This window comes from Eoetvoesiella caeni (assembly GCF_003315175.1).
Lineage (GTDB): Bacteria > Pseudomonadota > Gammaproteobacteria > Burkholderiales > Burkholderiaceae_B > Eoetvoesia > Eoetvoesia caeni.
The window spans coordinates 18,282-44,840 of record NZ_QNRQ01000019.1 but is presented as its reverse complement, the minus strand read 5'-3'; the positions used below and the strand labels follow the sequence as shown (position 1 = coordinate 44,840).

Sequence of the window (26,559 nt, the reverse complement as noted above, 5' to 3'; positions counted from 1 at the left end):
CGCGCGTTCACGTACCTCAGGGGAAAACTTATTGTTCTTGCTCATGGCTCCATTCTCTCAAGAAATGAAGCCTCCTCAAAACCCGGTGTGATTCAGAGCACCCAGTTCGCGATACGACAAGTTTTCAGTGGCTCTGCGGTGAAGAACTTCCAATTTGAACTCGAGCGTATATCGGCGGCGCTGACGAATAAGGCCAGCGGTACCGTGATGCTCGTATGCCGAAACCCAACTTCTGACCATGCTCTCAGCAATGCCATATTTGGCTGCGAGCATTTTGTAGCCCCCTTTGCCGGACTGGTAGTCTTGGACTACCCTACGCTTGAATTTGAGATCATGTTTTCTCATGTGCACTCCAAGGTTGTGTCCAACTCTTGGGGGTCAGTTCAAACCCGGGGCGGTTCAGTTTGTGTTCATTGTGGAGAGTCGCTAATGTTCGTTGGCAGTCATGATGAGCCCCTGAATCCAGTGTTAGCGACGATGGCCATTGACTTGCAGCGAGTGGTGACAGCTGCGCTTTTCCACGATAGTTTTCAAGTTGTTGGGATTCCGGAAAAAGTGCCAGTGAGCTTTTTGCCTAGCGTCTTGATGGCAGGTGCCTTGCCAAGCGAAAGTGTGGAATGTGATCCTGATCCGCGTTTGATTGATGAGATTCGTTCTGCCATTTCTTATGCAAGCCGTTCTGGCGCGAGCGGTATCAGGCGGAAGAGCGAAATCTACGTCGCCCAAAGTTCTAGCTATCGTGTTTGGAAGGGAGATGTTGCAAAGCTAGCAGAGAAAGTAATTGAATTGCGATTTCTAAAGCTAACCTTGCCTCTTTAACGCACATCCCGCCGAATTGCCAACGAAGGCTACGGACATCGACTCTCGGCCACTTCGGCAGATTTCAGTGTTAAAACTAGCAATAGAGATATGGGGCGCGCGAGGGAACAGCCTGTCTGCTCAACTAGGCCCCTTCAACACTTGACCCCGGACAGCCTCGAAGGACCTAGTAGTCGCTACGGAATTTGGAAGATATAAATGAACGACGTCATACGAATAGAGACCACCCATAAACCCAACTTCTGCCCAACATGTGGAAAGGCTGCCGTTGTTGAGGTCGTATATGGTTATCCCAACCCGAGCGACTTCGAAGATGCGGCAGCCGGAACCCTTGTCTTGGGAGGCTGTTGTCTTGGGAGCGATGATCCAGATTGGCGATGTACGAGTTGTGAACAAGACATACATCGCACTGACGAGGGAGGCGAAGATGAAGACACTGACGGTGCCGAGGACTATGTCGCAGGAGTACACCCATGCTATTCGATGACAAAGCAGTCCGTGAGATGCCGTTAGTTTCAGCTAGTCGTATTGAAAGCGAAGGATGGCCTTGCGTGAAATCCGTATTGAGCCAGACCGGTCGTGTAGCCATAACCGAGGATGGGAAAGTTACGGCGTTCGTACTGTCAATTGCTGAATATGAGCAACTACTGCCGGAGGATCGCCCCAAAGACTTGGCTGCGTTGCGGAAGCGATTTGACGCTCGACTTGCGGTGCTTAATGAACCCGGCGCAGGGGATCGCTTGCGTAGCGTCATGGATGCGCCCGTTAAGCCTCGGCTAGAAGGAACGTCGGATGGGACTAAATGCAGTGAGCTTTTAGGTGGCGTATACGTGCTAGGCCGCGTTCCCAGTATGTTTGAGTGGATTCGGCTTATGCGTGAAGGCTTGCCATTTTCTTGCATGGACGCCTTTTGCGATCGTCTTGGATTGTCTTTGCCCCAGCTGATAGACGAGGTAGGTGTCTCGTCAGTAGCAATCGGTGCCAGTCGGCAGTCAGGCAAACTTACGAAAGAACAATCAATCAGGCTATTGCGCATGGCTCGCGTTGTCGAGTATGGCTGCGAGGTTTTCGAATCCGTCGCGGCAACTCGCGACTGGCTTCGTGCGCCTAATATTTCGCTTGGAGATGTGCCCCCAATGTCGCTCTTGGACACGGAATTTGGTGCCGAGCTAGTAAGGCGAGCCATTCGAAACATAGAGTACGGTCTGCCCGTATAGCGGGGGCCGGGCGCTGGCTATTAAATGGTCAACGGCTGCGAACCTCAAAAAAATGCGCTAAAGCACTGGTTCAACATAGGCAACCCGCAGGCCTGACATCCGATCAAGGGCCTCGCGCGACATAACCACAGCGACGGATATTGTGCGCCTCGCATGACTACATCGAACGATTCGGCTTGCCGACAACTCCGCAGGATCTCGTTGCTCATAGTTGCTGTGTTTCAGCAGATTGGCATCCGTACCAGAACGGTGTCTGCACTGCGAGAGTCAGCAATAATCGGTTGTTGCCGTGAGCACGCTGGCGGCCAATGACAGTGAGTCTCTATGTACCTCAACGAAGGCGCGCGACGTCATGGGCATTGGCCGGCGGGGCATCGTTACCCCAGCTGTTACGGATATAAGTCGCTACCGCTGCCACGTCGGTATCGCTCAGTCCATGGAAAGGAGGCATGCCATGAGGGCGCGGGCTGGTCTCGGTGGCCGGCGCATAGCCGCCCTTCAAAATCATTTGCAGGACATTGGTGGGCGAGTGCGCAAGAACAGAAGTATTGCCTACAAGAGGCGGCCAGGCTGGAGCGTCGCCCTCGCCTTTATCTCCATGGCAATGCGCACAATGCTGCTGGTAAACCTTACCGCCGATAGACATAACCGCCTCAGCAGGCGTTGGCGTGGAAGTTGATTCTGAACTCGCAGGAAGCGTCTTTAGATAAGCCGCCACTGCATGAAGGTCTTGGGCGTTCCAGTGCTGCGTACTTTCAGTCACTACCTCGGCCATCGGGCCGGTCGCGGTCCCATGGCGCGAGGCTCCAGTGAGTAGCAACTCCACAATATCGTCAGTCGACCAGTTCCCAAGCCCGCGCTCACCACCGGTGAGCGGCGTCGCATACCAGTTCAGGCCAAGGATACCCCCACCCTCCAAGTCCTTGCGAAGGTTACTGCCGCCCCACCGATTCCGCTCGGTATGACAGGCCGCGCAGTGCCCTGGGCCCTCAACAAGATAGCGTCCCCTATTCCACTGATAGTCCTGTGCCGGGTCGGTCTCTAGCGCTCCATGATCGAAGTACATCGCGCGCCATAGTCGTAGAAGTGGACGCTGATCATAGGGAAAACGTAGTTCATGAGGACGACTGGGTGTGTCAGCTGCGGGCTGCGACATTAAATAGTTATAGATTGCGTCCGTATCGGTTCTTGTCATGCGCGTGTATTGCGGATACGGAAAGGTAGGGTACAGCAGAGTTCCGTCCGGTGCCTTGCCATCGTGCATGGCATTCCAAAAGTCGTCAGCCGACCAATTCCCTATACCGTGCTCTCGGGAGGGCGTGATATTAGGTCCGTACATCGTGCCAAAAGGAGTAGGAATGGGGGGGCCGCCCGCAAAGTCCTTACCATTGGCAACCGTATGGCACCCTGCGCAGTTAGACACGCGCGTGAGGTAGCGACCAGGTTCGAGCTGCTCTTCAGTTAAGACTGGATCCCCTTGGAAAGTCGCAGAAGTGGAGGGGCCGGCGGCGTGAGCGCTTAGGCATCCCAAGAGCACAAGCGTTGAGACGCTGCGGATTAGATCTGGAAGATGAAAACGCGTCATCGAGTACCCTCAACTGAAGAAGAGTCAGAGCCGCACGCGAAGGGCAAGGACCATGTGCCTGACGGCGCGGCGACGTAGAGTTCGGGTACCGGTTGTGAAGCCAGCCAAACACTCACTGCTGCAATGTCCTCGGGCGTAAGTTGGTCTGCGACTTGCGCCATGCAATCCGGTGGAGCGGCATCGCGAAGTCCCGCTCGCCAGCTTCCAAGCTGTGAAACGATGTAATTGTCAAGGGTCATTCAAATTTCCCCATTCATGGTCATTTAATTTTCCCCACCCGGATTGCCGTCATTCGACGGTGGGGGTTTCAGCGGGCCTGACCAGGCCCGCTTTAAGCTTGTCTTTTAGGCGATAAGAATTTCCTCGTATGTTCATGGTGATGGCATGGTGAAGGACCCGATCCAGGATCGCGGTGGCGATCACCCGGTCCCCGAAGACGTCCGCCCAGGCGCCGAAGCTTTGATTGCTGGTTAGGATCATTGGCCCTTTCTCATAGCGTCGGCTTATGAGCTGGAAGAACAGATTGGCGCCTTGACGATCAATGGGCAGGTAACCAATCTCGTCGATGATGAGTAGGCGAGGGACGGTATAGCACTTCAGCTTTTCCTCCAGCCGGCCTTCGCTGGAGGCCTTAGTCAGCGTCGCAATCATGGCCGCCGCAGTGGTGAACAACACACGGTAGCCGGCTTCAATGGCCCTGATCCCCAAACCGACACCCAGATGCGTTTTGCCCACGCCGGGTGGCCCCAAGATGACGATGTTTTCGCCATGCTCGATGTAATGACACGAGGCTAGGATCTCCACCTGCTTGCGATCGATAGAGGGCTGGTAGGTAAAGTCGAAGCTTTCCAGGTCTTTCACGAAGGGGAATTTGGCCAGCGAGGTCCGCATGGTCACGTTCTTGGCTGTCTTGCTGGCAACCTCCTCGCCCAGCAGTTGATCCAGGAAGTCGGCATAAGGCTGCTCGTCGGCTGTCGCCTGTTGCAATAAGGCTTCGAGACGGTCGCGGCTCTTGAACAGACGCAGCTTGGCCATGTGCTCCTGTAGCCGCTCCAGCTGGCCGGCCATCATCTCGCCACCTCTTCATAGACATTCAGATCGCGCACCTCCACTTCCGCCGGCCCCCACCAGAGATTCGGGCTCTGAGCCCCTGACAGACTGAAGCGTTGACGCCTATTGCGCCTTATCGCGCCCGGGCCGTGTTCGGGCAGGATGCGCATCTGATGGCGGCCCGCAAGTAAGGGATGTTCCGCGACGATGTCGTGGCCATAGTGCACGCGAAGCACACCGCCCACGGGGATGATTTGCACTTCCTTGCCGATCAGACCGAAGGGCACCGAGTAACGGTTGCTTCGATAGCTCACCAGATAGTCTTCGGCGACGATGCGCGAGACACTGCGCCGTTCGCTAAAGGGGCCTTGGCCAAGGCTGGGCATAAGGACCTGGGCCTCTGCGGCAAACCGATCAATCGGCCGCTGGTGCGTCGTGCCGTGCACGCGTACATCGGCCACCGTCGCCATCCATTCGTCCATCTGTTCCTGCACATCAACCATGTCGGTAAAGATGCGCCCGGGCAGGAAGTTGCGTTTGACGTATTTCACGCCCGACTCTACCTTGCCCTTGGTCTGCGCCCGATACGGGGCGCACACCCTGGGTTCAAACCCCCAATGCCGGGCAAACTCGCGGAAGGTATCGTTCCAGCGCCAGCCCTGGCCCGGCACCGGCCTGCACACCGTACGCGGCCGATCGTAGAGCAGCTCACGGGTCAGACCGCCGAAGTACTCGAAGGCCGCTTCGTGGCTTTCCAGAAACAACCCCAACTGCTCATTGGCGCAAGCCCGGTAGTAACCCCGTCTGCTGTAGCCCAGGGTCAGCACAAAGATATGCAGCACGACCGGGCGGTGGCGCAGGTAAATACCCGTCTGGCCCCAGTCGACCTGGCTTTGTTGCCCCGGTTCCGTCTCGAAACGGCGTTGGCACAACTCGGCGGCCGTGCGGGCTTGCGCGCGTAACGGCACCACAAAACGCTTGACCGTCTCATAACTGCCCCCGAATTCGCGATCTCGGCACAGCTCCTGATACAAAATACGAGCCGAGTAATCAACGTGCGCCGCGCGCTCACGCAGAAACTGCGCATGCGAGGCCAAGAGCGTATCAGCGCGCTCCGCACGGGCATAGGCCCGCCACGGCTCCTTGAGCAACTTGCGTACCGTCTTGCGATCAATCTCCAGTTGCCTGGCGATCTGCGAATTCGAGAGACCTTGATCGCCCATCCGCCGCACTTCCTCCCAGCGTTCTTTGCTCAGCATCACGGCCTCCACAGGCTTGGCATGAACTGCCATGATGCGCTGGTTCTGATTCATCTGAGTATCCATCTGCTTTAGCTCCAAAAAGCAGGTGGGGAATTTTCAATGACCCCAAGTGGGGATTATTGGGTGACCGATGACAGTAATCGCGGGGTAGCCCTAGCAGCCCTGGGATGCTTGGCTCCATACCGGAAAAAGATGCTCCGTGGCAAGCGGCACAGGCAGGCAGCTCGCGCGATGGATCGCCCAGTTCAGCCAACGTGCGGCCTCGCTCAAGTAAAGCCGCTGAAGCCCTTGCCTGGACTGGCGCGTCATAGGGTAGACGCATATCTGCAAAATACTCAGCTATTTCACTCAGATAGTCCTCTGGCAGCCCATGGAGCAAATGACGCATAGGCTCGTAGTTACGCCTGCCGTCTCGAAAGTTCAGTAACTGAGCTAATAGGTAACCCTTCGGTTTGCCTGCGATACGGGGATAGAAGCCGTCCGGGCCAGCGCGCCCGTGAGAACCATGACACTGGACACAGGCGGCCACCCGCGCTTCCATGGTGTCTGGCACGAGTCGCTCGACCGAACTCGCTTCGCCAGCCAAAGAAAAACCGGCCGGTGCGACCAGCAATAACGCAAACAGGGCTTTTGCCGCCCACATGTGGCGGAATGTCGATGGCAGCCCCAAGGGGCCCTTATGAGTCATTTACCGAACTCCCGGTGCAGGGTGTAGAACAATGGCCAAATTTTCATTAAGCGCCGCCATTCAGTCTAAACTTAATATTTGCTCCGGAATAGTTTCAGATAACGATAAAAATGCCGTATCAGATCGCGCTAACCTAGCGCAGCGTCAAGCCTGACGTGTGTCGGCTAGGATATTTCTTTCGTACTCGTAACGATAAGGATCGCTCCTCAGTTCCCGGCAAGCTCCGCCAGTGCCAACTCCACCAGCCGGCCAAGCGTAGCCAGGGCTGCTTCGCTCCGAGCATCCCAAGCATGGCCGTAATTCAAGCGCAGACAGTTCGAGAACGCCCGTTTCGCGGAGAAGATTGGCCCCGGCGCCACACTGATGCCATGCGACAAGGCTTGTCTATGTATTTCCAAAGCATTGACTCCGTCGGGCATTTCAACCCACAGGAAATAGCCGCCCGCAGGCCGCGTAGCGCGAGTTCCAATGGGAAAATAATGGCCGATAGCTTGTGCGAATACCGTCTGCTGCGTCTGCAAAGCCTTGCGAAGCCGACGTAGGTGTTTGTCGTAGCCGCCTTTTTCCAAGTAATGTGCCAGCGCCATTTGGGTGGGAACTGGACACGCCAAGGTCGTCGTCAATTTTCGACGCGCGACGGTACGCATATAGCGCCCTGGGGCAGCCCAACCTACACGGTATCCCGGTGCCAGACTCTTTGAAAATGAAGAGCAATGCATGACAATTCCGGTTCTATCAAAAGATTTGGCTAAGGCCGGACGTTTATTGCCAAAGTAGAGTTCGCCGTATACGTCATCCTCGATAAGCGGCACCTCATGACGGGCAAGCATTTCTACCAGTGCCTGCTTCTTTTCGTCGGACATCAGACTACCTAGCGGGTTCTGGAAAGTAGTCATGAGCCAACAGGCCTTCGGCCGATGCCGCTCAATGGCCCGTTCCATCGCATCCAATTGAATGCCTTCACGAGGATGCGTGGGCACTTCGACGGCCTCTAGCTGTAATCGCTCAAGCGATTGCAGCGCGGCATAAAAAGTCGGTGTTTCAATCAGGACCGCATCGCCGGGCTGCGTTACTACCTCAAGGCATAGATTCAAGGCCTCAAGGGCGCCATTCGTTATGACAATCTCGTCTGTGTGAACATGTAGGCCACTGGCTAAATATCGCAAAGCGATCTGGCGACGCAAGTCGGCGTATCCCGGTGTCAAATCATCGACAGTGCTCCAGGGATCAAGATTTCTGGCGCTGCTGCCCAAAGCTTGGCTCAGCCGCTCCATCGGGAAAAGTAAAGGGCTGGGGAACGCAGAACCGAATGGCACGACCTCACGGGTCATTACCGACTCGAGCACCTCAAAGACCTTGTCACTAATATCCAGAGAAGCTGCCCCGTCTTCGGGCTCCGATGGCGTGTCCGCCTCAGGCGGTAGAAGGCGGGCCCCATGAGATACGTAGTAACCCGAGCGTTCACGCGCACGAACTAAGCCTTGCGCTTCGAGCAAGTAGTACGCCTGGAACACCGTGGAGGCGCTAACCCCGCGATTCGCAGTGACTTGTCGTACGGACGGCAGTTTCTCCCCCGTCCGAAGTGCTCCAGAGTGGATGGAAGCGGCCAATTCGGCGGCCAAGACTTCATAGAGTTTCATACCCGGCCCCCGTCTAAGTTGAGCTTGACACGGCGCCCCGCCACAACTGATATTGAAAAATTTAGATTCTATATTCTTTGCAGTCTGATCGCGCATTGTAACTGGCCCAGGTAAACACGTACCTAGTGTAGCCAACGAGCTTCATGGGACTTAACTGATACGGTACTTTTCTACATTTCTGATTATTCTTAATTTGAGCCGTAAGGGTTAACCTTTATTCCGTCACAGAGAGGGCAATCGACGAAGCCCTCAGCAATCAAGGAAGGAATTTTATGAATCCGACGGCCTTACTACTGGCTACCTTTATTTTGTCTATTGTGGGTCTCTTCACTTTCATCTGGTCGCTGCGAAAAGGACTGTTTGATGCAGAATCGAGCGGTGCCCGTACGATATTTTCGCAGGGCGAGATAGGTCGTCCGGAAGACCCCGCAGCCGATCAAGCGGAACGTCACGCCTTATCGCAAATTGCAATTGGTAATGTGGCGGCAAATCACGGTGTCCAAACCTCCGCCATCGAAATGGCTGCGCGCGAAGAGGCCGATCGGTCCAGCGCCTTTCCCGCATTCGTTCTTATCGGTTGTGCTGTCGTCTGGTTGATCGTTGCTTCGTTTGCCGGCTTGCTAGCCTCGCTCAAGCTGCACTGGCCGGACTTGCTCACCGACAGCGCATGGCTCAGCTTCGGTCGTCTGCGTACGATGCACTTGAATGGTGTGGCGTATGGCTGGGCGCCTTTAGGCTTGCTTGGGATTTCTATCTGGCTGTTGCCGCGTCTACTGCAAACCAAGCTCCTCGGTGGACGTTTAGTCGTTTTTGGCGCCTTGCTTTGGAACGCCGCGCTGATCGCCGGCATGGGCGGTCTGGCAATTGGCATCAACGCGGGCCTGGAGTGGCTCGAAATACCCTGGCAGATTGGTGCCATGTTCGCCGTGGGTGGCATGCTGGTTGGTCTGCCCATGGCGCTCATGCTGACGCGCCGCAAAGCTAAACATCTGTACGTGTCAGTCTGGTACATGGGCGCGGCGCTGTTCTGGTTTCCGACCTTGTATATCGTTGCCAAGATTCCGGGCGTGCACTTTGGCGTTGAGCAGGCGACCATGAACTGGTGGTATGGCCACAATGTACTGGGTCTGTTTTATACACCGCTATCGATCGCCGCCATCTATTACTTTTTGCCTAAGGTCATTGGCCGCCCGGTGCGGTCCTATAACTTGTCTTTGGTTGGCTTTTGGACGCTCGCTTTCTTTTATGGTCAAGTTGGTGCGCACCACTTGATCGGCGGGCCGATTCCCGAATGGCTCATTACGCTGTCCATTGTTCAAAGCGTGATGATGATCATCCCGGTCGTGGCGTTCTCCATGAACCAGCACCTGACACTCAAAGGCCATTTCAATGCACTGCGTCATTCCATGGTGCTGCGTTTCATCGTGTTTGGCGCCATCATGTACACGCTGGCCTCAGTACAGGGTTCCTTCGAGGCACTGCGCTCGCTCAACGCCATTACACATTTTACCCACTTCACGGTCGCGCACGCGCATCTGGGCATGTATGGGTTCGTGTCGATGGTTATTTTTGGTGGCGTCTATTTTGTTATGCCACGCATCCTCAACACAGCCTGGCCCAAGCCGCAGCTGATCTCGTACCACTTCTGGCTGGTCGTGGGCGGCTATGCCGTATATCTGGTGACACTGAGTATTGGCGGTGTGCTTCAGGGCCTGGCACTGCTCGATCCCGCACGGGGCTTTATGGAGTCTGTCGCCGTCACCATGCCGTGGCTGCAAGGGCGCTCCGTGGGCGGCGCACTCATGACTCTCGGTCATCTTGTCTTCGCTCTGCACGTGGCTCTAATCGTTCTACGCTCCGGCGTGCTGTCCTTCGTCGAGCCTAAAGCGGCGATTAATACCCCGCCCATCGAGCCCACTGTCGCTTAATAGAAACTATGGAAAACGAACTTAAACTTATTATCGGCGCGATGGTGACACTCTCGCTGGCCACGTCTGCCATGATCGTGGTGCCATTTCTCCAGCTCAAGGACGAACCTGCTCCGGCTGAACTTAAACCGTATACGAGTCAGGAACTTCGTGGCCGCCAAGTGTATCAGGCACATGCATGCATCGCATGCCACACCCAGCAGCCCAGCACCACCGGCGCGGGTATTGCCGACGCTAGCCGCGGCTGGGGCCGCGCTTCCGTTGCCGGGGATTACCACTATGATGATCCACCGTTGTTGGGCACGATGCGCACAGGTCCAGACCTATTCAATATTGGCGTGCGTCAGCCCAGTGCCGATTGGCATCTTGGTCACTTGTTTCAACCGCGTGCTTATACCCCTGGTAGCAATATGCCGGCGTACCCGTTCTTGTTTGAAGTCAAAGATGCTGATCGCGTCGCTGAAGGCGAACGAGTGGTCCATCTGCCACCAGGCACCGTAGAAGAAGGAAAGACCGTTGTAGCCAAACCCGAAGCAATGGACTTGGTCGCCTACCTGATCAGTCTAAACCGCAACTACCCTGTCCTTTCCACGGAACAGGCGAATGCACTGCAAGATGACGCGCCCGATCTAGAGCGGAGTCAGCCATAATGAACAAACCAAAGCAAACCAGGGCATCCGAGAGTGCTGACCCGCATGAGCTAAACAACCCTGTTCCCCGTGTGCTGCTCGGCTTGATCGCAGCACTTCTGGTGTGGGCTGTGTACTATATTTTTGTTTCAAGTCCAAACAGCGTCGCTGCTTTGGGCGATCAACGAAACCCCGCTACATTGGTGGCAGCAACCCCGGCCGAGGGTGGGGCTATTGACGGGAAGCAGATTTTCACAGCTGCATGTCAGGCATGTCATCAAGCGACAGGTCAAGGTCTGCCTGGCGTCTTCCCCCCGCTCGCCGGCGTAAACTGGGTGACCGGCGATCCGGAGGTTCTCGCCAGGATTGTTCTGCATGGCATGACTGGCCCCATCACGGTATCTAATACAACCTATAACGGAGCAATGCCCGCCTTTGGTGCCCAGTTCAACGACTCGGAGCTTGCAGCAGTATTGACGTTCATCCGCAATGAATGGGGAAACAATAGCCAAGCTGTGGATGCCTCTTTGGTCGAGAAGGTTCGCAAGGAAACGGAGCAACAGACTCAGCCATGGGCGGGAGAGGACGATCTTCTGAAGGCATCGGCGCCACCTTCAGAATAGGGCATTCAATATGAAATCCGCATACGGACGCTCCAGCCTGGCACTTGTCGGCATACTCTGTTTGGGTCTATTGGCTTTTGCCGGCGTGACATCAGGATTCGCGGCGGTAACGGCCGACAGCGTGCGACGCGTGCAATTAGAACGTGCTCCTCGAACGCTTCCGCCCCTGGAGCTGGTCGATGCGGACGGCGGTGTCTTACCACTCAGCAGCTATGGAACCCCGGCCCCCAAGGTTACCTTTGTGACCCTAGTCTATCTGCAATGCCAGTCCATCTGCCGCACCAGTGTCGCGGGGCAATCATGGATGCAGCATGCCATTCAGTCCAGAGGGCTGGAGGGTAAGGTCCAACTACTGACGCTCAGTTTCGATCCCGCTAACGATACGCCCGATGTCATGGCCGACTATGCGCGCCGCATGGGCGCTGCGCCGGAGCTTTGGCAATTTGCTACCGTTCGAGACCAAGCCGATTTACCTGCGTTGCTAAAACTCTTCGATATCATTATCTTGCCCGACGGGCTTGGGGGCTACTCGCACAACGCGGCATTGTTTTTGATCGATGAAACTGGCCGTCTTTCGAAGGCGTATGACATAGACCGACCTGATCTTGCAATGGCCGATTACCTAGCGGCGGCTCGGGTTGAAACGAGGCGCTGAGAATGTATTGGATCAAGAGAAAAATATTTGGCGAGCGGATTAGCCACTGGGCCGCGCCCGGGATTCTACTTGCCATCTTGGCATTTTTACAGCCTTGGTTGGAAGCCTCGATGACGCGTCATATGGGCCTGGAGTTACCCCTGCTCTTCATTGTCGGGTGGTTCGCGGCAAGAGTCGCCGGCGCCTGTTTGTTTCAAGCGCTGGCGCCATGGAATGCCGCCGGAGTTCCGGCGTTGACCTTCTCAATGATAGCGGTGTCGGTATGGATGGTGCCGTCCGCGCTCGATTATGCCGTGCTCTTGCCTGGTGTAGCGTTGGCCAAGGTAATTAGCATGGTGCTGGCTGGGATGCTGGCCGGCTTGTCGTGGCACCGGACAAACATCATCGTTCAGACTTTTTTCATCATGAACTGGTTTTGGATGACGTTCGTCGTGGGGATGCTCTATCGGGAGGCACCGCAACAGCTTTGCAGCGTCTATCTTGCGGATGAGCAAGCAGATGCTGGTCTGGCCATGATGGGATGGACAGTAATCGGACTATTGCTATGGGCTCCTGGGGTCATCCGCAAGCTTCGGCAGTGGGATAGCGAAGAAAGTCACTTTGAATCGGCCAGGCTTTTATAGACAGTTCGTTGCCTCAGAAAAGTATTGCCGTTCGTAGTTTACCGGCGAAAGGTTCGCGGCATGGCCATGCCGACGAATCGGGTTGTAGAACATTTCGATGTAGTCAAAGATATCTTGGCGTGCCAGCTCCCTGGTTTTATAGATTTTTCGTTTGATGCGTTCGCGCTCGAGCAGCTGAAAAAAGCTTTCTGCCACCGCATTGTCGTGACAGTTGCCTCGACGGCTCATACTCGGCTGCAAATTGTGGGAAGCCAGAAACGCCGCCCATTCATAGCGCGTAAATTGACTGCCCTGGTCGGAATGCACCATGATACTTTGCTTGGGCTTGCGCCTCCATACCGCAGCCAACAAGGCCTGCAAAACCAGGTCTTTGCTCATGCGCGAATCCATTGACCAGCCCACGACTTGGCGAGAGAACAAGTCGACAACAACCGCCAAATACAACCAGCCTTCGTATGTGCGGATACTGCCTTCGGCCAATCGGGAGCGGCGCTCACTAATAACCAAGCGCCCACCGCAAAAATAGGCACGGCGCTTCCGCTGCTCGATAACCTTCTTGATCACGGTTTCGACATGCCGTGCGTCTACGACCTTGGTCGTTGTCCTCATGTTTTCGATAGCGCGGCTAAGTACCTTGCCGTATACCCCGTAACTTCGTACCATTCGGGCACTTATGCGGCAAGCACATACCATCACCGCTTCATTAGAGCACCATGATGCGATGGCACTTGCGACGCCGGAACAAGAAGACGTGGTCGCTAAACGGCCGCTCTGAGCTGGCGGAGGTTTTTCACGCGTGGGTAAACGGATATTTCGTCTGCTGAGTGCTAGTGCGCGCAGAGTGCAGTTTTGAACAATTTAAAAATATTTGACTAGATCATTGCAGAATTTAGTTTTGGCTGGCTAGAAAATTCAAAATAGAATGCACCGTTTTCAGCTAAGTATTTGACTTGATGGGTGGGGCTGTTCGAATTTTAGTGAATTTCGACAACTCAGTTTGCAACTCCAGTGTTGCTTGCCACTGCTAACCTGGGCGGTATTCGACACAGACATGTCTTAGCATTTGGTGTAGGATTAAATCCTATTGTTTTACACGGAGCTTGTCATGCGAACAACTCAGCAAATGAGTATTACTTTGCCCAAAGAAATGGCTGAAATAGTAAAGGCCAAGGTTCGCGCCGGGGAATATGCGTCCGAAAGTGAGGTCATCCGTGATGGCTTACGTATTCTTCAGGCGCGTGATCGAGCCGTGGAAAGTTGGTTGATTGGCCATGTTGGCCCTGTCTTCGATGCGTTAAAGGAAGATCCGACCAGAGCCGTAGCTATCGAGAGCGTGCGTGACCGCCTTGCTGCTGAACATAACAAGACACGATGAACTACCCCGTTGTCTTCGCTCCCGAGGCCGAAGAGCAGGTTGTCGCCTTGTACAACTACATCGCTAAAGCGGCCTCGCCTGACATCGCTAAGCGGTACACCGATGGCATCCTGAGCTATTGCGAGAGCTTTCAAAGCTTCCCCAATCGTGGCTACTTACGCAATGACATACGCCCTGGCTTACGTATCACCCATTACAAGAAGCGGACGATTATTGCGTTTCAGGTGGGCGACGAGCGCGTTTCCGTCTTGGGGGTTTTCTATGGTGGCCAGGACTATGAAACCTTGTTGCACGACGAACCTGAGGACTCGCAGCAGTCGGATTTAGTTATTGATCCTTCATGAGCGGCGTGGCCAAACTCAATGACAATCGACAAAGGAGAAAAATCCATCAAATTCACTCGAAATTTGCAAACTGAACGATGTAAACCTCCGAAAGTTGCAAACTCAAAATACAAGACAGCGGTAAGTCATTGATCTTCCATAAGCCGGATTTGCAAACTCAGCGAAAATCGACACCAGGAAAATTGTAGATCGACAGAGTTTGCTGTCGATCTTCATCCTCTTGCCGTGATTGAACATTGCATCGACACTTTCCCCGCCCGCACCGCTTTTGAGGAGAAGCTGTACGGTGGTGGACCTTCATGACGAATAAATGCAACACGAGATGCCAGGCCGGCCAACTGCTACACCCAAGATACGAGCGAGATTCGAAAATTTTGCTAACCCTTCCCTGTCTTTGCTACTGCACCGACATAGGTGTTGCATACATCTGTAAAAGCTGTGATTCGAACTGCTTGATCACCGGATCGTCACAGCTAAAAGAACCCATGATTTCCTGTATCGCGCTCTGGGTGCGAGCGAAAGGGCTGCCATACCCCATATCACCGAGAGTATTTCCGACGTTTTCAACAGGCCCTTCTGTAGTCTCCTTGAGCGCCGCCGCGAATTCCGGATTTACCCAATAAACGATGTTGGTGTTAGAGACGACGCCATATTGATTGGAAACAGTCCGGACGAACGTTATTGGCACGGCGTCTTTCCGAAGACACCTTTTGTAGGCGCTCCCGTAGCTCTGCGCATATGTCTTGATGGCCGGAATAAGTAGTGTCGCCTGATCCGGTTGCAATGCACTGACAATCATCTGCCAAATCGGGTTATTACCGAAGGCGTCCTTGACGTCGGTAGTAAGTTTGCCAAGGTATTGCTGGTCAAGCGCTCGCACGACGTCACGGTCCCCATGATAGATCGCGTTGAAATAACTACCCATGTGCATGCGAGAAAACGGGCCGTCCAGAGGATTTCCGGGTGGTTTGGAATCGCCGATCTTCTCTCCATCCTTGAGTTCCCGACATTTGATCGGCCCATCACCCAACTCGTTCACGGACAATTTGCTGGCTTCATCGGCAGAGTTCGCGGGCATCAGGACTTCGCCTCGATCTTTGCTGTATTTGATGAGCGCTCGGCAGGCGTATTGACCATTTGCAGGCGGCTCCGGTATCACAACCAGACGCATCTTGCCATCCGGCTGGCGCTGATACATGACATCCGCCTGAGCCAGCATCGATAGCGAAGCCAGACAGAACATTGCCACCGCAGCGAATAACGCGCGGGGCTGCACTGGAAGAAATTCGCGGGGCACGGGCATTGTGCTCTTGACCAGCTTAATCAGCATATCGCTCTCCTTTTGGATAACTCAATTTCACTTAAGGACATGTTTATAGCTGGGCAGTTTGTCCGAGCCACGTTTATTTCTGCTTATGGCGGCCCATTGGATTTGTGATGAGTCCGGTGTCTCGGTGCTGCTGGGTTACTGTGCTCTTGACGTATTGATCCAATGCCTTTAGCAGGTTGCCGGGTTCTGCCATTTGTTGAGTCAAAGCTAGCGAGGCTTTAATTTCATTTTTGGTCATTGTTTGCGGTAGTAAGCCGTGGAGTTCGGTAAGTGATCCGTCGGTCTTGGCCCCGGCGGCGACAGCAAGGTCTAATAGCGCACAGGCGGCCACTCGATTTTCAGGTACGCCTTTGCCGTAAACGAACATGGCGCCGAGGTTACGCTGCGCGCTACTGGAGCCTTGGTCTGCCGCCAGACGGAACCACTTGACGGCCTCCTTGTAGTCCTGCGCTACGCCTTTACCGTTGGCGTATATGACTCCCAGGTTGACTTGCCCCAAATCGTCGCCTTGTTCTGCTGCTAGGCGGAACCACTTCGCGGCTTCCTTATCGTCTCTCGGCACCAACCCCGTGCCCTTGGCCACAAACTCCCCCTCGGGGAACCTCGTGCCGTTGAAGTATAAGAGTGCCAGTTCGCGCTGCGCCGAAGCGGTGCCTTGTTCCGCTGCTAGTCGGAACCATTTGGCGGCCTCCTCATGATCCCTTTTGGAATAGAAATGTCCAAGGCTAACCTGCGCCAAGTCATCACCCTGGTCTGCCGCCAAGCGAAGCCATTTTGTGGCTTGTTCGTCGTCTTGCTGCACGCCGTGGCCACCATCGAGATACATGACTCCCAGGCAGAGCTGCGCGTAACGGTCACCTTGCCTTGCAAGGGGGCTGAGCTCCTGTATCGCCAGGCGATAGTCACCTTTCTGATAGGCCTCGACTCCTTCATGAAGTCCGGCCGACGCTTTGGAGCCTATACAAAGGATTGACAGCAACGCCGCAAATAGAAGGCTTTTCATGAGATTCTCCTGCCTTGGCAATTAGCTACGGGCTTGCCAAAAATAGCGTCATGTTGTCGTTAGGCCTGCACCGATCGAACGGCTCTTGCGCCTCCCGTTAACCCTCTCTCACTCATTACTGGCAAATCGGATGGATGTCTGTCGGAGTGCTGCCGGACGCCTTTGATCGCGCGCGACTAGAGGTTTACAGCGGATATATACAACCGCCGGTCGATCTCTGTATCGTCAATTTACGATGAAGGCGTCCTACGGTCATTGCCCAAACGGGAGAGAAATACGGGGAATTTGTTACGGTAGCTTTGTGATCGGTTTACGATCGATTTGCGGACGGCTTGTCACGCGGTCGTTCACGAACTGGCAAAGGCACTGCAGGGATGGAAATACCTGCTACGCTGCGTGCTACAAGAGCGGCCAGTGCACCCTGCCGGCTGGTACCTGTCTTGGCCAGCGCCTTCTTCAAATGCGTATGCACCGTACCAAGGCCCACACCTAATGCGGCGGCAATGCGCTCTGAGGACTGGCCTTCGCCTATCGCCGTGGCAATTACAGCTTCCGCACGTGTCAGCCCGAACAGCTCGCGCAGTGTCTGGTTAGTGGCCGATGCAGAGATTTCGGGATCGCGGATAAAAATCATCGCTGCGGGTTGCGCAATATCGGCAGGTGCCCAAGTGGCGCGCCACGGCGCAACCAGCAGGGTGATTGGCAATCGGTCCGAACGCGCCACCGCCATTGCCGGGCTCGGCAGATGAACGCGGCCAGCGGCGGTTTGCTCAGCCTCCCGGATCAGCCGCGCTAGCCGGTTGTTCAAACTGGGGTCGTCGATGCCCAGTCGTTGCCCTTGTACGCGGATTTCGAGACTTGACTCCAGCAGCCATTCGGCAGCCCGGTTGGCATAGAGCACGGTACAGGACGCATCGACCACCAGAACCCCGGTTTCAATGCGCTCGAGCGCCTCGAGTGAGGCGCTCTGCGCCAGCTCGCTTTCGCGCAGTCGGTCACCCAGGGCGAGCGCGCGGCGCACATGCGGAAAGAGCGCATACAACTGGCGGCGATCGGCTTCGCCATAGGGATCGGCGGCACGTATCCGGTGTACCCCGAGCACGCCGGTTTCTCCATGACCGCTGGGAAACAGCACACCTACCATGTGGTAGATGTCGAGTCGTCGCGTCCAGTCCTGATAGAAGCCGGTGCGCTCGAACTGCGCGTCGGGCATCAAACTCTGGCTCGTGAATACTTGGCCGGTGTCCAGCAGCGCGGAGCGTTCGACCCATAGGTCGTTGCGATGCCAGTGGTCGGCCCATGATTGCTCCCTCGCCGAAATGCGCAGGTTGTCGGTTACGCTTGTCAGCTGCGGGCCGAGCGGGCCGCCGCAGATCTTGAGTACCACACTGGTAGAGTCAAAGGCCTTCGCGATGGCCGCAGCGATTCCCTGCCATTGGCCGTCATTGAGCACCGCGTCATATAGGAGATTGATTATCGGGCTCAACCGATCTTCCTGTTGCCGCGTTTTCGAGCCCACTGGCGTTTCGCTGAAATTGAGCCGTTTCTGTTGCTGCCCATTTGGCTCATCAAGCCGCTTTTGAAGCTGCTTGCGCTGGCGTAAGGTGAGCAGCGGTATTTCTTCCATCAAGCCGACAAAAGCCTTGGTTTTCATAGCTGCTTCTCCCAGAAGGGCGACTTCTCACTGTACGAATTTTTGATTCAAATTTCAACTTTGACGACGCCGTTTTTGCTTGAGTACGCCTTAATCAATTTGGAGGCTGCACGCGCTTTTTGTGGTCGAGGGATATTTTGGAGATCGGTCCAGATTACCTGACAAGCTTCTATTAAGGCGAGCGAATAACATGAAGGCCTTATACACAGCCGTGATGGCCATATCGTTGGTACTTGTAAGCAGAAACTCGATTGCGGCAGACGCAGCAGGCTTCGTGACCCGGCACGCTCGCCTTTGATGTAAATGAGGTACTTGCCATCAACGGGCAGCCCGATCCAAGGTGAGCGTGTGCACCGATCCACACCAGATCTCCAGTTTTGCATCGAAGAGGCGACCCTGACCCGGCTACCGATCAGGCGAGACGGAACGGTATATATGACACATTTCAACTCGATCGTACTGCTGCGCGATACCCGAACCGTGTGTTCGGTGTAATTGAGGCAACACGCCGGACAAGTTAATTGTCGTTGAATAGAAATTGCCAAACTCGCTGACAATCGACATCAGACAAGTTGTCGAACTTCACTAAGTTTGAAATTTTCGCCATTCAGTTTGCAGCGGTGTCGATTCAGCTTGTTGATTCTTATTGAGCATGGCAATCCTTGTTGCAAGCATCCTATCAATAGCCACGGTACTCGCGCACAGGGAAGCACAGGCGAAACCAGAGTTTTGATGCAATGTGATGCATATATTGATGCAAGCTTAATGCAGAGAACAATGCGAACTACGGTAACGATTGACGATGCGTTATTTGAAAGAGCGCTGCAAGTAGCCGACCCAGGCATTGAGAAAGCCGATTTTATTCGTGTAGCGGTCAAGACGTACTTGCGTGTGTAGTCTGCAAAACAGCTTGCGGCTCTCGGGGGGCTTCTCCAATTCGATGGTATCTTCGCAATTGTCAGACGAAAAAATACGCTCGATTTGGACTCGATACGTTCCATGAACAACCCAGGGGCAGCTATGTCGAATACAGAATTTCCTACAGCAATTGTTGCGTTGGACGCTGCGCCTCGAACGAAGGCCTCAAACTATCCAGAGCCATTCGCATCGCGCATGGCGGGCCGTGAAAGGCGGCCGCTTGGTGAGTTATTCGGTTTATCGAACTTCGGCGTGAATCATACGCGACTCATTCCTGGCGCATGCTCTGCGCTACGCCACGCGCACTCAAAACAAGATGAGTTCGTGTACATATTGGCGGGGCAGCCGACACTTATCACGGATCAAGGCGAGACTGCACTTTCTCCCGGAATGTGTGCCGGTTTCAAGGCGGGCACCGGAAACGGGCATCAACTCGTAAACAGAACGTCCGAAGACGTCATTTATCTTGAGGTGGGCGACCGCATGGCCGGCGATTCCGGCAGCTATCCGGACGACGACTTACAAGCCGTATTGGGCAATGACGGGAAGTGGCAGTTCTTGCATAAGAACGGAACGCCATATTGAAACGCGCTGGCACGACAGTCGCTGTTCGACGTTGAAATTCGCGATGCCGAAGTGGTTCAGCTCGTGCAAGCGCTGACGAACATCATAGGCTTCTCACGAAACTACAAGCGGCCGTTTATCAATGTCGGCGCTGACGTCCCTTAGAGTGAAATGCATGGTGTTGACCTGCCATGGCTTAATGGTGCGCAACGCCCGCGCGCTTAAGCGCATTCCATCTTGGATTGTGATGGCTGTGAGGTGGTGCTGCCAGCCAATATGTCCCTGCCTGCAATTCACAAAGTTCGCGTGTTGCAACAAACAAGCTCGCAGGCATGGAACTAATAAGTTTTCAGTTTGATGAAAGCGGACCAAGCAAAACCACTTTTTATGTTTGTTAACAATCGGCCCGTTTTTTATGTTGCTGTGTTTGTCATTGATGTAAATTTTTATTAGGGATTTCCCGTGCGTATCACGAGTTGCGGCGAATCATTTAAACAGCAATAAAAATTTTTAGAAATAAATTTGCTGTGCGCTCCGCCTAGGATTCATTGGTTCGCTACCCGAAAGATTCAACGGGGTATCGAGCTGAAATCATTTTTAACTATATGTCTGCCCGTCCATGGCAAACGTATTTCGATTTCATGTCGATCTACTTGCCTGCGGGTGTCGATTTTTTTGTGTCTACGACACGACGAAAACAGTGAGGGTCCCTTGGTAAAGAGAATCGCAGTGTGTGGTCTAGGATATGTCGGCCTGCCCGTGGCCGTGGCATTTTCCCGGCGTTTTGACGTCATCGGCTTTGATGTGGACAAGCGCAGAATTGCGCGGCTGAAAGAGGGAGATGACTGGACCGGCGAGATCGAACGCGACGCGTTGCTTGCGTCGCCCATGCGGTTCACTGACCAACTGTCGGACCTGCACGAGTGCGATTTTTTCGTGGTGGCCGTTCCGACGCCTGTCGATGAGAAGAATAATCCCGATTTTTCCTTGTTGGTACGGGCTTGCCAGTCGATAGGCACCGTGCTGCGTCCGGGCTGCATTGTGGTGTTTGAATCGACTGTCCACCCCGGTGCCACGGAAGAAATCTGCGGCCCCGAGCTTGAAAAGGCGTCAGGCCTGCGCTGCGGCATCGACTTCAAGCTGGGTTACAGCCCGGAACGGATCAATCCGGGCGACCGCGAGCATCCGCTCGAGAAAATCGTCAAGATCGTCTCCGGCCAGGATGCGGAGTCGCTGGAAGTCATCGCCGGCGTTTACGAACAGATCATCGACGCGGGCGTGCACCGCGCCTCGTCGATCAAGGTGGCCGAGGCGGCAAAAGTACTGGAGAACACGCAGCGCGACATCAATATCGCCCTCATGAACGAGATGTCGAAGATCTGCGATCTGGTCGGCATCCGCACCTCGGAGGTCCTGGCGGCTGCCGGCACCAAGTGGAACTTCCTGAAGTTCGCGCCGGGCCTGGTGGGCGGCCATTGCATCGGCGTCGATCCATACTACCTGACGTCCAAAGCCCAGGAACTGGGCTATCACCCCGAAGTCATCCTGTCGGGCCGCCGCATCAATGACGGCATGGCGTCGCACGTTGCCTCGCGCGTGGTGCAGACCCTGGCGCGCAACGGCCGCCTGAGCGCGTCGACCGACGTTGGCATCCTGGGCATGACGTTCAAGGAGAACGTCCCCGACATTCGAAACTCGAAGATCGTAGATCTTTACAAGGCTCTTGGCCAATACGGCATTACCCCGGTCGCGTGCGATCCGATGGTCGATCCCGACCAGATGGAGCACGAGTACGGCATCAAGCTCGTCGACCGTGACCAGTTTCGTCACATGGACGTCCTGATCCTGGCTGTGCCTCACGACGAGACCATGGACTCCATCTGGGAAGACTTGCCGCAACTGGTCAAGACGGGCGGCATGGTGTGCGACTTGAAGTCCGTCCTGGACACGAAACGGCTTCCGTCCGACCTCTTGTACTGGACTCTCTAAGTTCAGGCCTGTCATCCATCATTACAGGAGATATCCTAAATGACTGCTTTTACCGTCGCTCCGATAGGGACCTGCCGCATTCACACGCCGCTGCGCGATGTCGTGGGACGCTATCCGATCAAGCTGCAGCTCGGCCGCAACTATGGTTTCGTGCACACGGCCGCCGAAGCGCTTCAGCAGGCGCGGTTCATGTTCGGCCAGGCCGACATTCCCGCCGACGTCCAGCGCCTGGTCTTTCGACCGTCGAATGGCGAGCAGGCTCGCCGCGGCACGCACAAGCCGGCGGACCTGTATATGGTCGAGCTGTCTTCGCGCAAGCTGCTGACCATCGATGGCTTTCCCATCCAGTCCAACTACCTGGTCCGCTATTTCAGCGAGTTCTTCGCCGATCGGGCGCGTACCCGCCAGTTCTGGTCCATGGCCAACGCCGAACGGCTTGCCGAGCGCCGCGCAGTGCTGGACCAGGATCCGGTCTTCAAGAGCCTCAACGCGGACGACGGTGACTTGCTCGCCCGCATCGTCAAGCGCGACCAGACGGACGAGGAGGTCGAGCAGGAAATGCGCCGGCTCGTCGAGCTGCTGGGCAGGGACAAGGTGGTGTTCGTCACGCACGTCAACGCCACGACGCCGGACAACGTGCCTATCGAACAGCGGGCGCAACTGATCGCCGCCGTTACAGCCGCCGCCCAGCGTATCGGCGTGCCTTGCTACGATCCGACGCCGCTGATGAACAAGATCGGCCAGGCCGACGCGATGGAGGACGGCGGGCTGGACCTGACGCACTACACTCCGGTCTTTGCCGAGCGCCTGTATACGGACTGGTACAAGAACTTCATGCGTCCGCGGATGGGCGCTTCCGTCCAGCAGCCCGCCGTGCCCAAGCTTGTCGCCGACGAGAGCGCCGAATGCATCGAAAAGCTCTGGGAGTCTGGCGATCTGCGCGATGCCTCGTGCCGCGTGCGCGAAGTGCTTCGCCGTCATCCCCAACTGCCCGATCACATGCTGCTGCTTGCACGGATACAGGAAGAGCTGGGCGATTACGAGGGTTCGCTGGCGCTACTGGGCGGCACGGATGGCGCCCTGACATCGGGCAGCAAGGCCGAGCAGGTCCTGATGCGAAACGAGTTCAAACTGGGCCGCCATGACGTGGCGTATTCGTTGGCGGCCAGCCTCCTGGGCGACGAGATCGAGACGCCGGAAATCGTCCGGATCGCGGCGGTGTCCGCAGGCCATCTGGGCTACGTGGACGAAAGCCTGGGCATCTGGAAGCAGTTGTTCCGCATCTCTTCGCCCCAGGACGCGACGGCGGTGGAAGCGGCCGACACGGTACTTTCACTGCTGCAGGCTGCGGGCGACATGGCAGCGGCCATCCGCTGGGTCCATGAGGTCCGCGCGGCGCTCCCCGGCTATGGCCGAGGCTTCGCTATGCTGTGGCGCGACCGGCTGCTGGCCGGCGACCGCGACGCGCTGCGCAGCCTGGCTTCGGAGCATCCCTCGTTGGAGGATGCCGACGTCCTGGAGCTGGTCAAGGAAGCCTCGTGGCGAGGTTGCATCATGGCCGCGGCAACATTGGCGACGTCTTGCGGCCTGGCCAAGAGCGAACAGGAAGAAATCGGTGAATGGCTGCGGACGCAGTCTTCGACCTGGGCGGAGGAAGGCAATCGAGCGCTGGAGGAAGGGCGTCTGCGCGACGCCGCCGAGCGCATCTGCGCGCACCGTCTGCTCAATCCCGACGCGTTGGCCGGTGCGCGGGCGCAGCGGGCGTTTGAACGCGCGATGCGCTTGGGCGTTCGTGCCGCGCTGGTGGCCGGCAATCACAAGGAAGTGATCGACCTGACCAACCTGGCCATCGACACCAATGTGAATTTCCCCGAACTGCACTCCATGCGCGGCCGCGCCGCCGATGCGCTGGGGGACAAGAAGACCGCTATGCTGCACCTGCAACAGGCCGCGGCCGGCGAGTCCGCGCCATTCAGCGCCAAGCTGCACTTCGCACGGGTTGCCTTCAACGGTGGCTGGTTCGGCGAAGCCATCGACGCATACAAGGATGTGCTCGCGCATTCGTCCGCCGACCAGAGCGCCCGGGACGAAGCGGAGCGCCAGCTCGGCAGGCTGGGCCCGCGTGCGATCCGCGGTGCCCGCCAGATCCTGTCCCAAGGGGATCATCAGGCCGCCTGGGACCTGCTGGACCGCGTCGCCCAGTCGTGGCCCGAAATGGCGGAAGTGGGTCACGAAAAGCGGCGCATCCTGGCTTATCTGTACGCCGAAGCACGTGCCCTGGAACCGTCGAGCACGACTGAACGCCTGGCCCTGGGCGAGCGCATCGTGAAGCTCGTGCCCGATGATCCCATTGGCCTGCGCCTGGCCGCCGTGGGCGCCATGCGCCTGCACCGCTTCGAGCAGGCCTTGCCTTACTGGAAAAAGCTGCAGGAACGTTCCGAGAACCCGGCACAGTTCGACAATTACATCGAGCGTTGCATGGTGTGGATCGAGAAGCTCAACCGGAGAAAGGCAGCATGAGCCCGGCACTGATTGCCGAGCCGGTGGACGCCACAACCGATCTTCAACAGATCCGGGCGCAGTTGGAAGAAATCGTTGTGGCGTCAGGGCGGGTACAAGTTGCCCAGGAAAATCTGGCTCGGGCGAAGGCGCTGGTCCAAGACCATGCGGAGGATTCGAAGGTCCGCTTCCTTCTTCTTCGATTACAGGAGGCGGCCGGCCTGAACGAGGGCATGGCCGAGCAATGGGCGACGTTGTTGCAGGAATGCCCGGACGATTTCCAGATCGTCCGCTATTGCGCCACGCGCCTCGTGAAGGAACGGCGCCTCGAAGAGGCCATGTCGCTGGTCGATCACCACCTGCCCGAGTCGGCGAGTAATCCGGACCGCTTGTTCGCGCGGGCGAAGCTGCTGAGCGACATCCGAGCGCATGAACAGTCCGACGCGTTGTTCCGCCGGTTGATTTCGCAATATACGGATCGCAACATGCGTGTCGAGTTTGCCAAGCGCCTGCGCAAGCGAGGTCTGCTGGCTGACGCGTATGAAACGATTGCGCCAGTGGCCAAACACCTGGCGCGCGGCAGCAAGGCGGCCGAACTCGCCGAGGCGCTGGCAAGCGACTATGCATTCTACAAACGCTTCGAACCCGAAGAGGCACTGGGAGGAAAGGACGTCCGGATCGTGTCGATGAAACATGCGATCCTGCACTTTCGCGACCGGAAGATCGCTGAACATGCGCCGGACCAGCCCGTCTCCGTGGCACTGGTCACCGGTAGCCTGGGCCCCGGCGGCGCCGAACGGCAATTGACGCGCTTGGCCGGCGAACTGACCCGCATGGCCGAGTCTCCCGACCAGCAGCCTCCAGACATCCTGATGCGGCCCAAGAAAGTCGAAGTGTTGGTCAAGCAGCACACAGAGCCGACGGGTTCGTCCAGCAAACAGGACGATTTTTTCCTTCCCGTCCTGGTCAAGGCGCACATTCCTGTCACGGAGATCAACCGGTTGCCTGCTATCTCAGTGTCTCACCAGTCTGTTCCCGAAGGAAACCTGGCCCGTTTGCTGGAACAACTGCCTCCGCCGGTCCACTATGGCGTGACGCGGCTGGCGCCGGTGCTGCGGGCCAACCCGTTCGACGTGGTGAGCCTATGGCAGGACGGCACCTGCCTGTTCGGCGCGCTGGCGGCGTTGCTGGCGGGCGCTCCGACCATCCACCTGGTGTTCCGCGGCTTGCCGCCGAACATCCGCAAGGACCGTTTCCGGGCAGAGTATCCCGAGCTGTACCAGGCCCTGGCCCAGGTGCCGGGAGTGGTCTTCGTCAGCAACAGCCGCAAGGCAGCGGAAGCATACTCGGAGTGGCTGGACATTCCGATAATGCGTTTTCACATCTTGTACAACGGTGTGCCTGACCTGGCGACCGACGCATCGGCCGCCGAGAAGGAAAAGTGGAAGGCCTTTCACGCCAGCACGGACGACGCCACGGAAACGATCGGCGGCGTATTCCGGCTGGAGCCGGACAAGCGGCCGCAGCTATGGATCAAGCTGGCCGCGCTGTACCTCAAGGAACGCCCGCAGGCGCGCTTTGTCATCGTAGGTGACGGACGCATGCGCGAGAACATCGAGGCGCTGGCGCAAGAGCTGGATGTGACCGACAGGCTGTTGCTGGTGGGCTTGTCGAACCATGTCGGCTATTGGTATTCGCAAATGGATGCCAGCGTGCTGCTGTCGCGCTACGAAGGCTTGCCGAACGTGCTGATCGAGGCACAGTTGCTGGGGGTTCCTGTGATCTCCACGCCGGCCGGCGGCGCGGGTGAGTGCTTCGCGGAGAACGACACGGGCCACCTGCTCAGCGACGTCGATCATCCGGATCTGCATGAGGCATGCGAGAAGGTCACTGCGATGGTGGATAAGGTTCGCAGCAATGAGGACTTGAGAGTGTATAGCCGCGACCGGGCGCAGAAGCTGTTTTCGCTCGAAGCAATGCTCACCAAGTTTCTGAGCATCTGCATGCCTGCCATGACCGAGTCCCAAAACGACGAATACATCGATGTCGCGCCTATGCGCCGGATGCAAGCGTGATTGGCGATTGCTCTTTTTGCCGCCAGGCCGCCCTAAGGCAAAAAGCGCCCCCTTGGGGGGGCAGCAAGCCGAAGGCGCAGAGTGGGGGT

General features: G+C 56.4%; 20 protein-coding genes and 4 pseudogenes. 14 read left to right on the top strand and 10 right to left on the bottom strand.

From position 1 onward, the window contains the following. Together DFR37_RS23380 and DFR37_RS21165 are read left to right on the top strand one after the other, a co-directional pair. Positions 1-819 (top strand): hypothetical protein (locus tag DFR37_RS23380; RefSeq protein WP_245954055.1); only part of this gene is annotated, 819 nt, incomplete at its 5' end. Positions 820-1,292: 473 nt separating this feature from the next. Next, on the top strand, positions 1,293-2,036 hold the full coding sequence (locus DFR37_RS21165) for an antitoxin Xre/MbcA/ParS toxin-binding domain-containing protein (protein ID WP_113935166.1): 744 nt from the start codon (positions 1,293-1,295) through the stop codon (positions 2,034-2,036). A 331-nt stretch (positions 2,037-2,367) separates the two neighbouring features. Here DFR37_RS21165 and DFR37_RS21160 read toward each other — a convergent pair whose 3' ends face one another. The 5 genes and pseudogenes from DFR37_RS21160 to DFR37_RS21145 all read right to left on the bottom strand — a co-directional run bounded on the left by DFR37_RS21160 (position 2,368) and on the right by DFR37_RS21145 (position 8,261). Beyond that, positions 2,368-3,621 (bottom strand): cytochrome c, encoded by a 1,254-nt coding sequence (locus tag DFR37_RS21160; RefSeq protein WP_113935165.1) that lies wholly within the window; start codon positions 3,619-3,621, stop codon positions 2,368-2,370. Between the two features lie 288 nt (positions 3,622-3,909). After that, entirely contained in the window at positions 3,910-4,656 is a 747-nt protein-coding gene (gene istB / locus DFR37_RS21155; protein WP_276330287.1) for an IS21-like element helper ATPase IstB, read from the bottom strand. 32 nt (positions 4,657-4,688) lie between these two features. Further along, positions 4,689-5,984, bottom strand: a complete 1,296-nt coding sequence (istA, locus tag DFR37_RS21150; protein ID WP_170139974.1) for an IS21 family transposase — start codon at positions 5,982-5,984, stop codon at positions 4,689-4,691. Between the two features lie 85 nt (positions 5,985-6,069). Beyond that, positions 6,070-6,576, bottom strand: a pseudogene (locus DFR37_RS23375) (c-type cytochrome); the annotation flags it as partial. Positions 6,577-6,827: 251 nt separating this feature from the next. After that, entirely contained in the window at positions 6,828-8,261 is a 1,434-nt protein-coding gene (locus DFR37_RS21145) for an aminotransferase-like domain-containing protein (RefSeq protein ID WP_113935162.1), read from the bottom strand. 272 nt (positions 8,262-8,533) lie between these two features. Here DFR37_RS21145 and DFR37_RS21140 point away from each other — a divergent pair, with 272 nt between their 5' ends. Genes DFR37_RS21140 through DFR37_RS21120 form a run of 5 tightly spaced genes read left to right on the top strand, consistent with a single transcriptional unit; the run spans position 8,534 to position 12,719 of the window. Then, positions 8,534-10,189 carry a cbb3-type cytochrome c oxidase subunit I gene (locus tag DFR37_RS21140; protein WP_113935161.1) on the top strand — a complete coding sequence of 552 codons (1,656 nt, stop codon included), beginning with the start codon at positions 8,534-8,536 and terminating at the stop codon, positions 10,187-10,189. Between the two features lie 8 nt (positions 10,190-10,197). Beyond that, the gene (locus tag DFR37_RS21135) at positions 10,198-10,839 is read left to right on the top strand and encodes a cbb3-type cytochrome c oxidase subunit II (RefSeq protein WP_113935160.1); all 642 of its coding nucleotides are present in this window, start codon (positions 10,198-10,200) and stop codon (positions 10,837-10,839) included. Continuing rightward, positions 10,839-11,441 (top strand): c-type cytochrome, encoded by a 603-nt coding sequence (locus DFR37_RS21130; protein ID WP_113935159.1) that lies wholly within the window; start codon positions 10,839-10,841, stop codon positions 11,439-11,441. Before DFR37_RS21135 ends, DFR37_RS21130 begins: the two co-directional genes overlap by 1 nt. 10 nt (positions 11,442-11,451) lie before the next feature. Beyond that, on the top strand, positions 11,452-12,096 hold the full coding sequence (locus DFR37_RS21125) for an SCO family protein (protein ID WP_113935158.1): 645 nt from the start codon (positions 11,452-11,454) through the stop codon (positions 12,094-12,096). 2 nt (positions 12,097-12,098) lie between these two features. After that, a complete protein-coding gene (locus DFR37_RS21120) occupies positions 12,099-12,719 on the top strand; it encodes a hypothetical protein (protein WP_113935157.1) in 621 nt (206 codons plus the stop codon). Here DFR37_RS21120 and DFR37_RS21115 read toward each other — a convergent pair. Beyond that, positions 12,714-13,184, bottom strand: a pseudogene (locus tag DFR37_RS21115) (IS3 family transposase); the annotation flags it as partial. The gene DFR37_RS21120 and the pseudogene DFR37_RS21115 overlap by 6 nt on opposite strands. 640 nt (positions 13,185-13,824) lie before the next feature. Between DFR37_RS21115 and DFR37_RS21110 the strand changes: the two are divergent. Beyond that, positions 13,825-14,094, top strand: a complete 270-nt coding sequence (locus DFR37_RS21110; protein WP_113935156.1) for a ribbon-helix-helix domain-containing protein — start codon at positions 13,825-13,827, stop codon at positions 14,092-14,094. After that, positions 14,091-14,438, top strand: coding sequence for a type II toxin-antitoxin system RelE/ParE family toxin (locus tag DFR37_RS21105; RefSeq protein ID WP_113935155.1), 348 nt, complete (start codon positions 14,091-14,093; stop codon positions 14,436-14,438). The genes DFR37_RS21110 and DFR37_RS21105 overlap by 4 nt, the downstream gene beginning before the upstream one ends. Positions 14,439-14,835: 397 nt before the next feature. Here DFR37_RS21105 and DFR37_RS21100 read toward each other — a convergent pair whose 3' ends face one another. The 3 genes from DFR37_RS21100 to DFR37_RS21090 form a co-directional block, all read right to left on the bottom strand. After that, on the bottom strand, positions 14,836-15,768 hold the full coding sequence (locus DFR37_RS21100) for a hypothetical protein (protein WP_113935154.1): 933 nt from the start codon (positions 15,766-15,768) through the stop codon (positions 14,836-14,838). A gap of 73 nt (positions 15,769-15,841) precedes the next feature. Next, the gene (locus DFR37_RS21095) at positions 15,842-16,771 is read right to left on the bottom strand and encodes a tetratricopeptide repeat protein (RefSeq protein WP_113935153.1); all 930 of its coding nucleotides are present in this window, start codon (positions 16,769-16,771) and stop codon (positions 15,842-15,844) included. A gap of 310 nt (positions 16,772-17,081) precedes the next feature. Further along, on the bottom strand, positions 17,082-18,425 hold the full coding sequence (locus tag DFR37_RS21090) for a helix-turn-helix transcriptional regulator (RefSeq protein ID WP_113935152.1): 1,344 nt from the start codon (positions 18,423-18,425) through the stop codon (positions 17,082-17,084). Positions 18,426-19,202: 777 nt separating this feature from the next. On the opposite strand from DFR37_RS21090, the pseudogene DFR37_RS21085 reads away from it, so the two are divergent. Together DFR37_RS21085 and DFR37_RS21080 are read left to right on the top strand one after the other, a co-directional pair. Beyond that, positions 19,203-19,319, top strand: a pseudogene (locus tag DFR37_RS21085) (type II toxin-antitoxin system VapB family antitoxin); the annotation flags it as partial. Between the two features lie 126 nt (positions 19,320-19,445). Beyond that, positions 19,446-19,928 (top strand): cupin domain-containing protein, encoded by a 483-nt coding sequence (locus DFR37_RS21080; RefSeq protein WP_113935150.1) that lies wholly within the window; start codon positions 19,446-19,448, stop codon positions 19,926-19,928. On the opposite strand, the pseudogene DFR37_RS23645 reads toward DFR37_RS21080, so the two are convergent. Next, positions 19,913-19,966 (bottom strand): annotated as a pseudogene (locus tag DFR37_RS23645) (hypothetical protein); the annotation flags it as partial. The gene DFR37_RS21080 and the pseudogene DFR37_RS23645 overlap by 16 nt on opposite strands. 670 nt (positions 19,967-20,636) lie before the next feature. Here DFR37_RS23645 and DFR37_RS21070 point away from each other — a divergent pair. Genes DFR37_RS21070 through DFR37_RS21060 form a run of 3 tightly spaced genes read left to right on the top strand, consistent with a single transcriptional unit; the run spans position 20,637 to position 26,470 of the window. After that, positions 20,637-21,896 (top strand): nucleotide sugar dehydrogenase, encoded by a 1,260-nt coding sequence (locus tag DFR37_RS21070; RefSeq protein ID WP_113935149.1) that lies wholly within the window; start codon positions 20,637-20,639, stop codon positions 21,894-21,896. A gap of 39 nt (positions 21,897-21,935) precedes the next feature. Then, on the top strand, positions 21,936-24,416 hold the full coding sequence (locus DFR37_RS21065) for a hypothetical protein (RefSeq protein ID WP_113935148.1): 2,481 nt from the start codon (positions 21,936-21,938) through the stop codon (positions 24,414-24,416). Beyond that, entirely contained in the window at positions 24,413-26,470 is a 2,058-nt protein-coding gene (locus DFR37_RS21060) for a glycosyltransferase (RefSeq protein WP_113935147.1), read from the top strand. The genes DFR37_RS21065 and DFR37_RS21060 overlap by 4 nt, the downstream gene beginning before the upstream one ends. Positions 26,471-26,559: the final 89 nt, after the last annotated feature.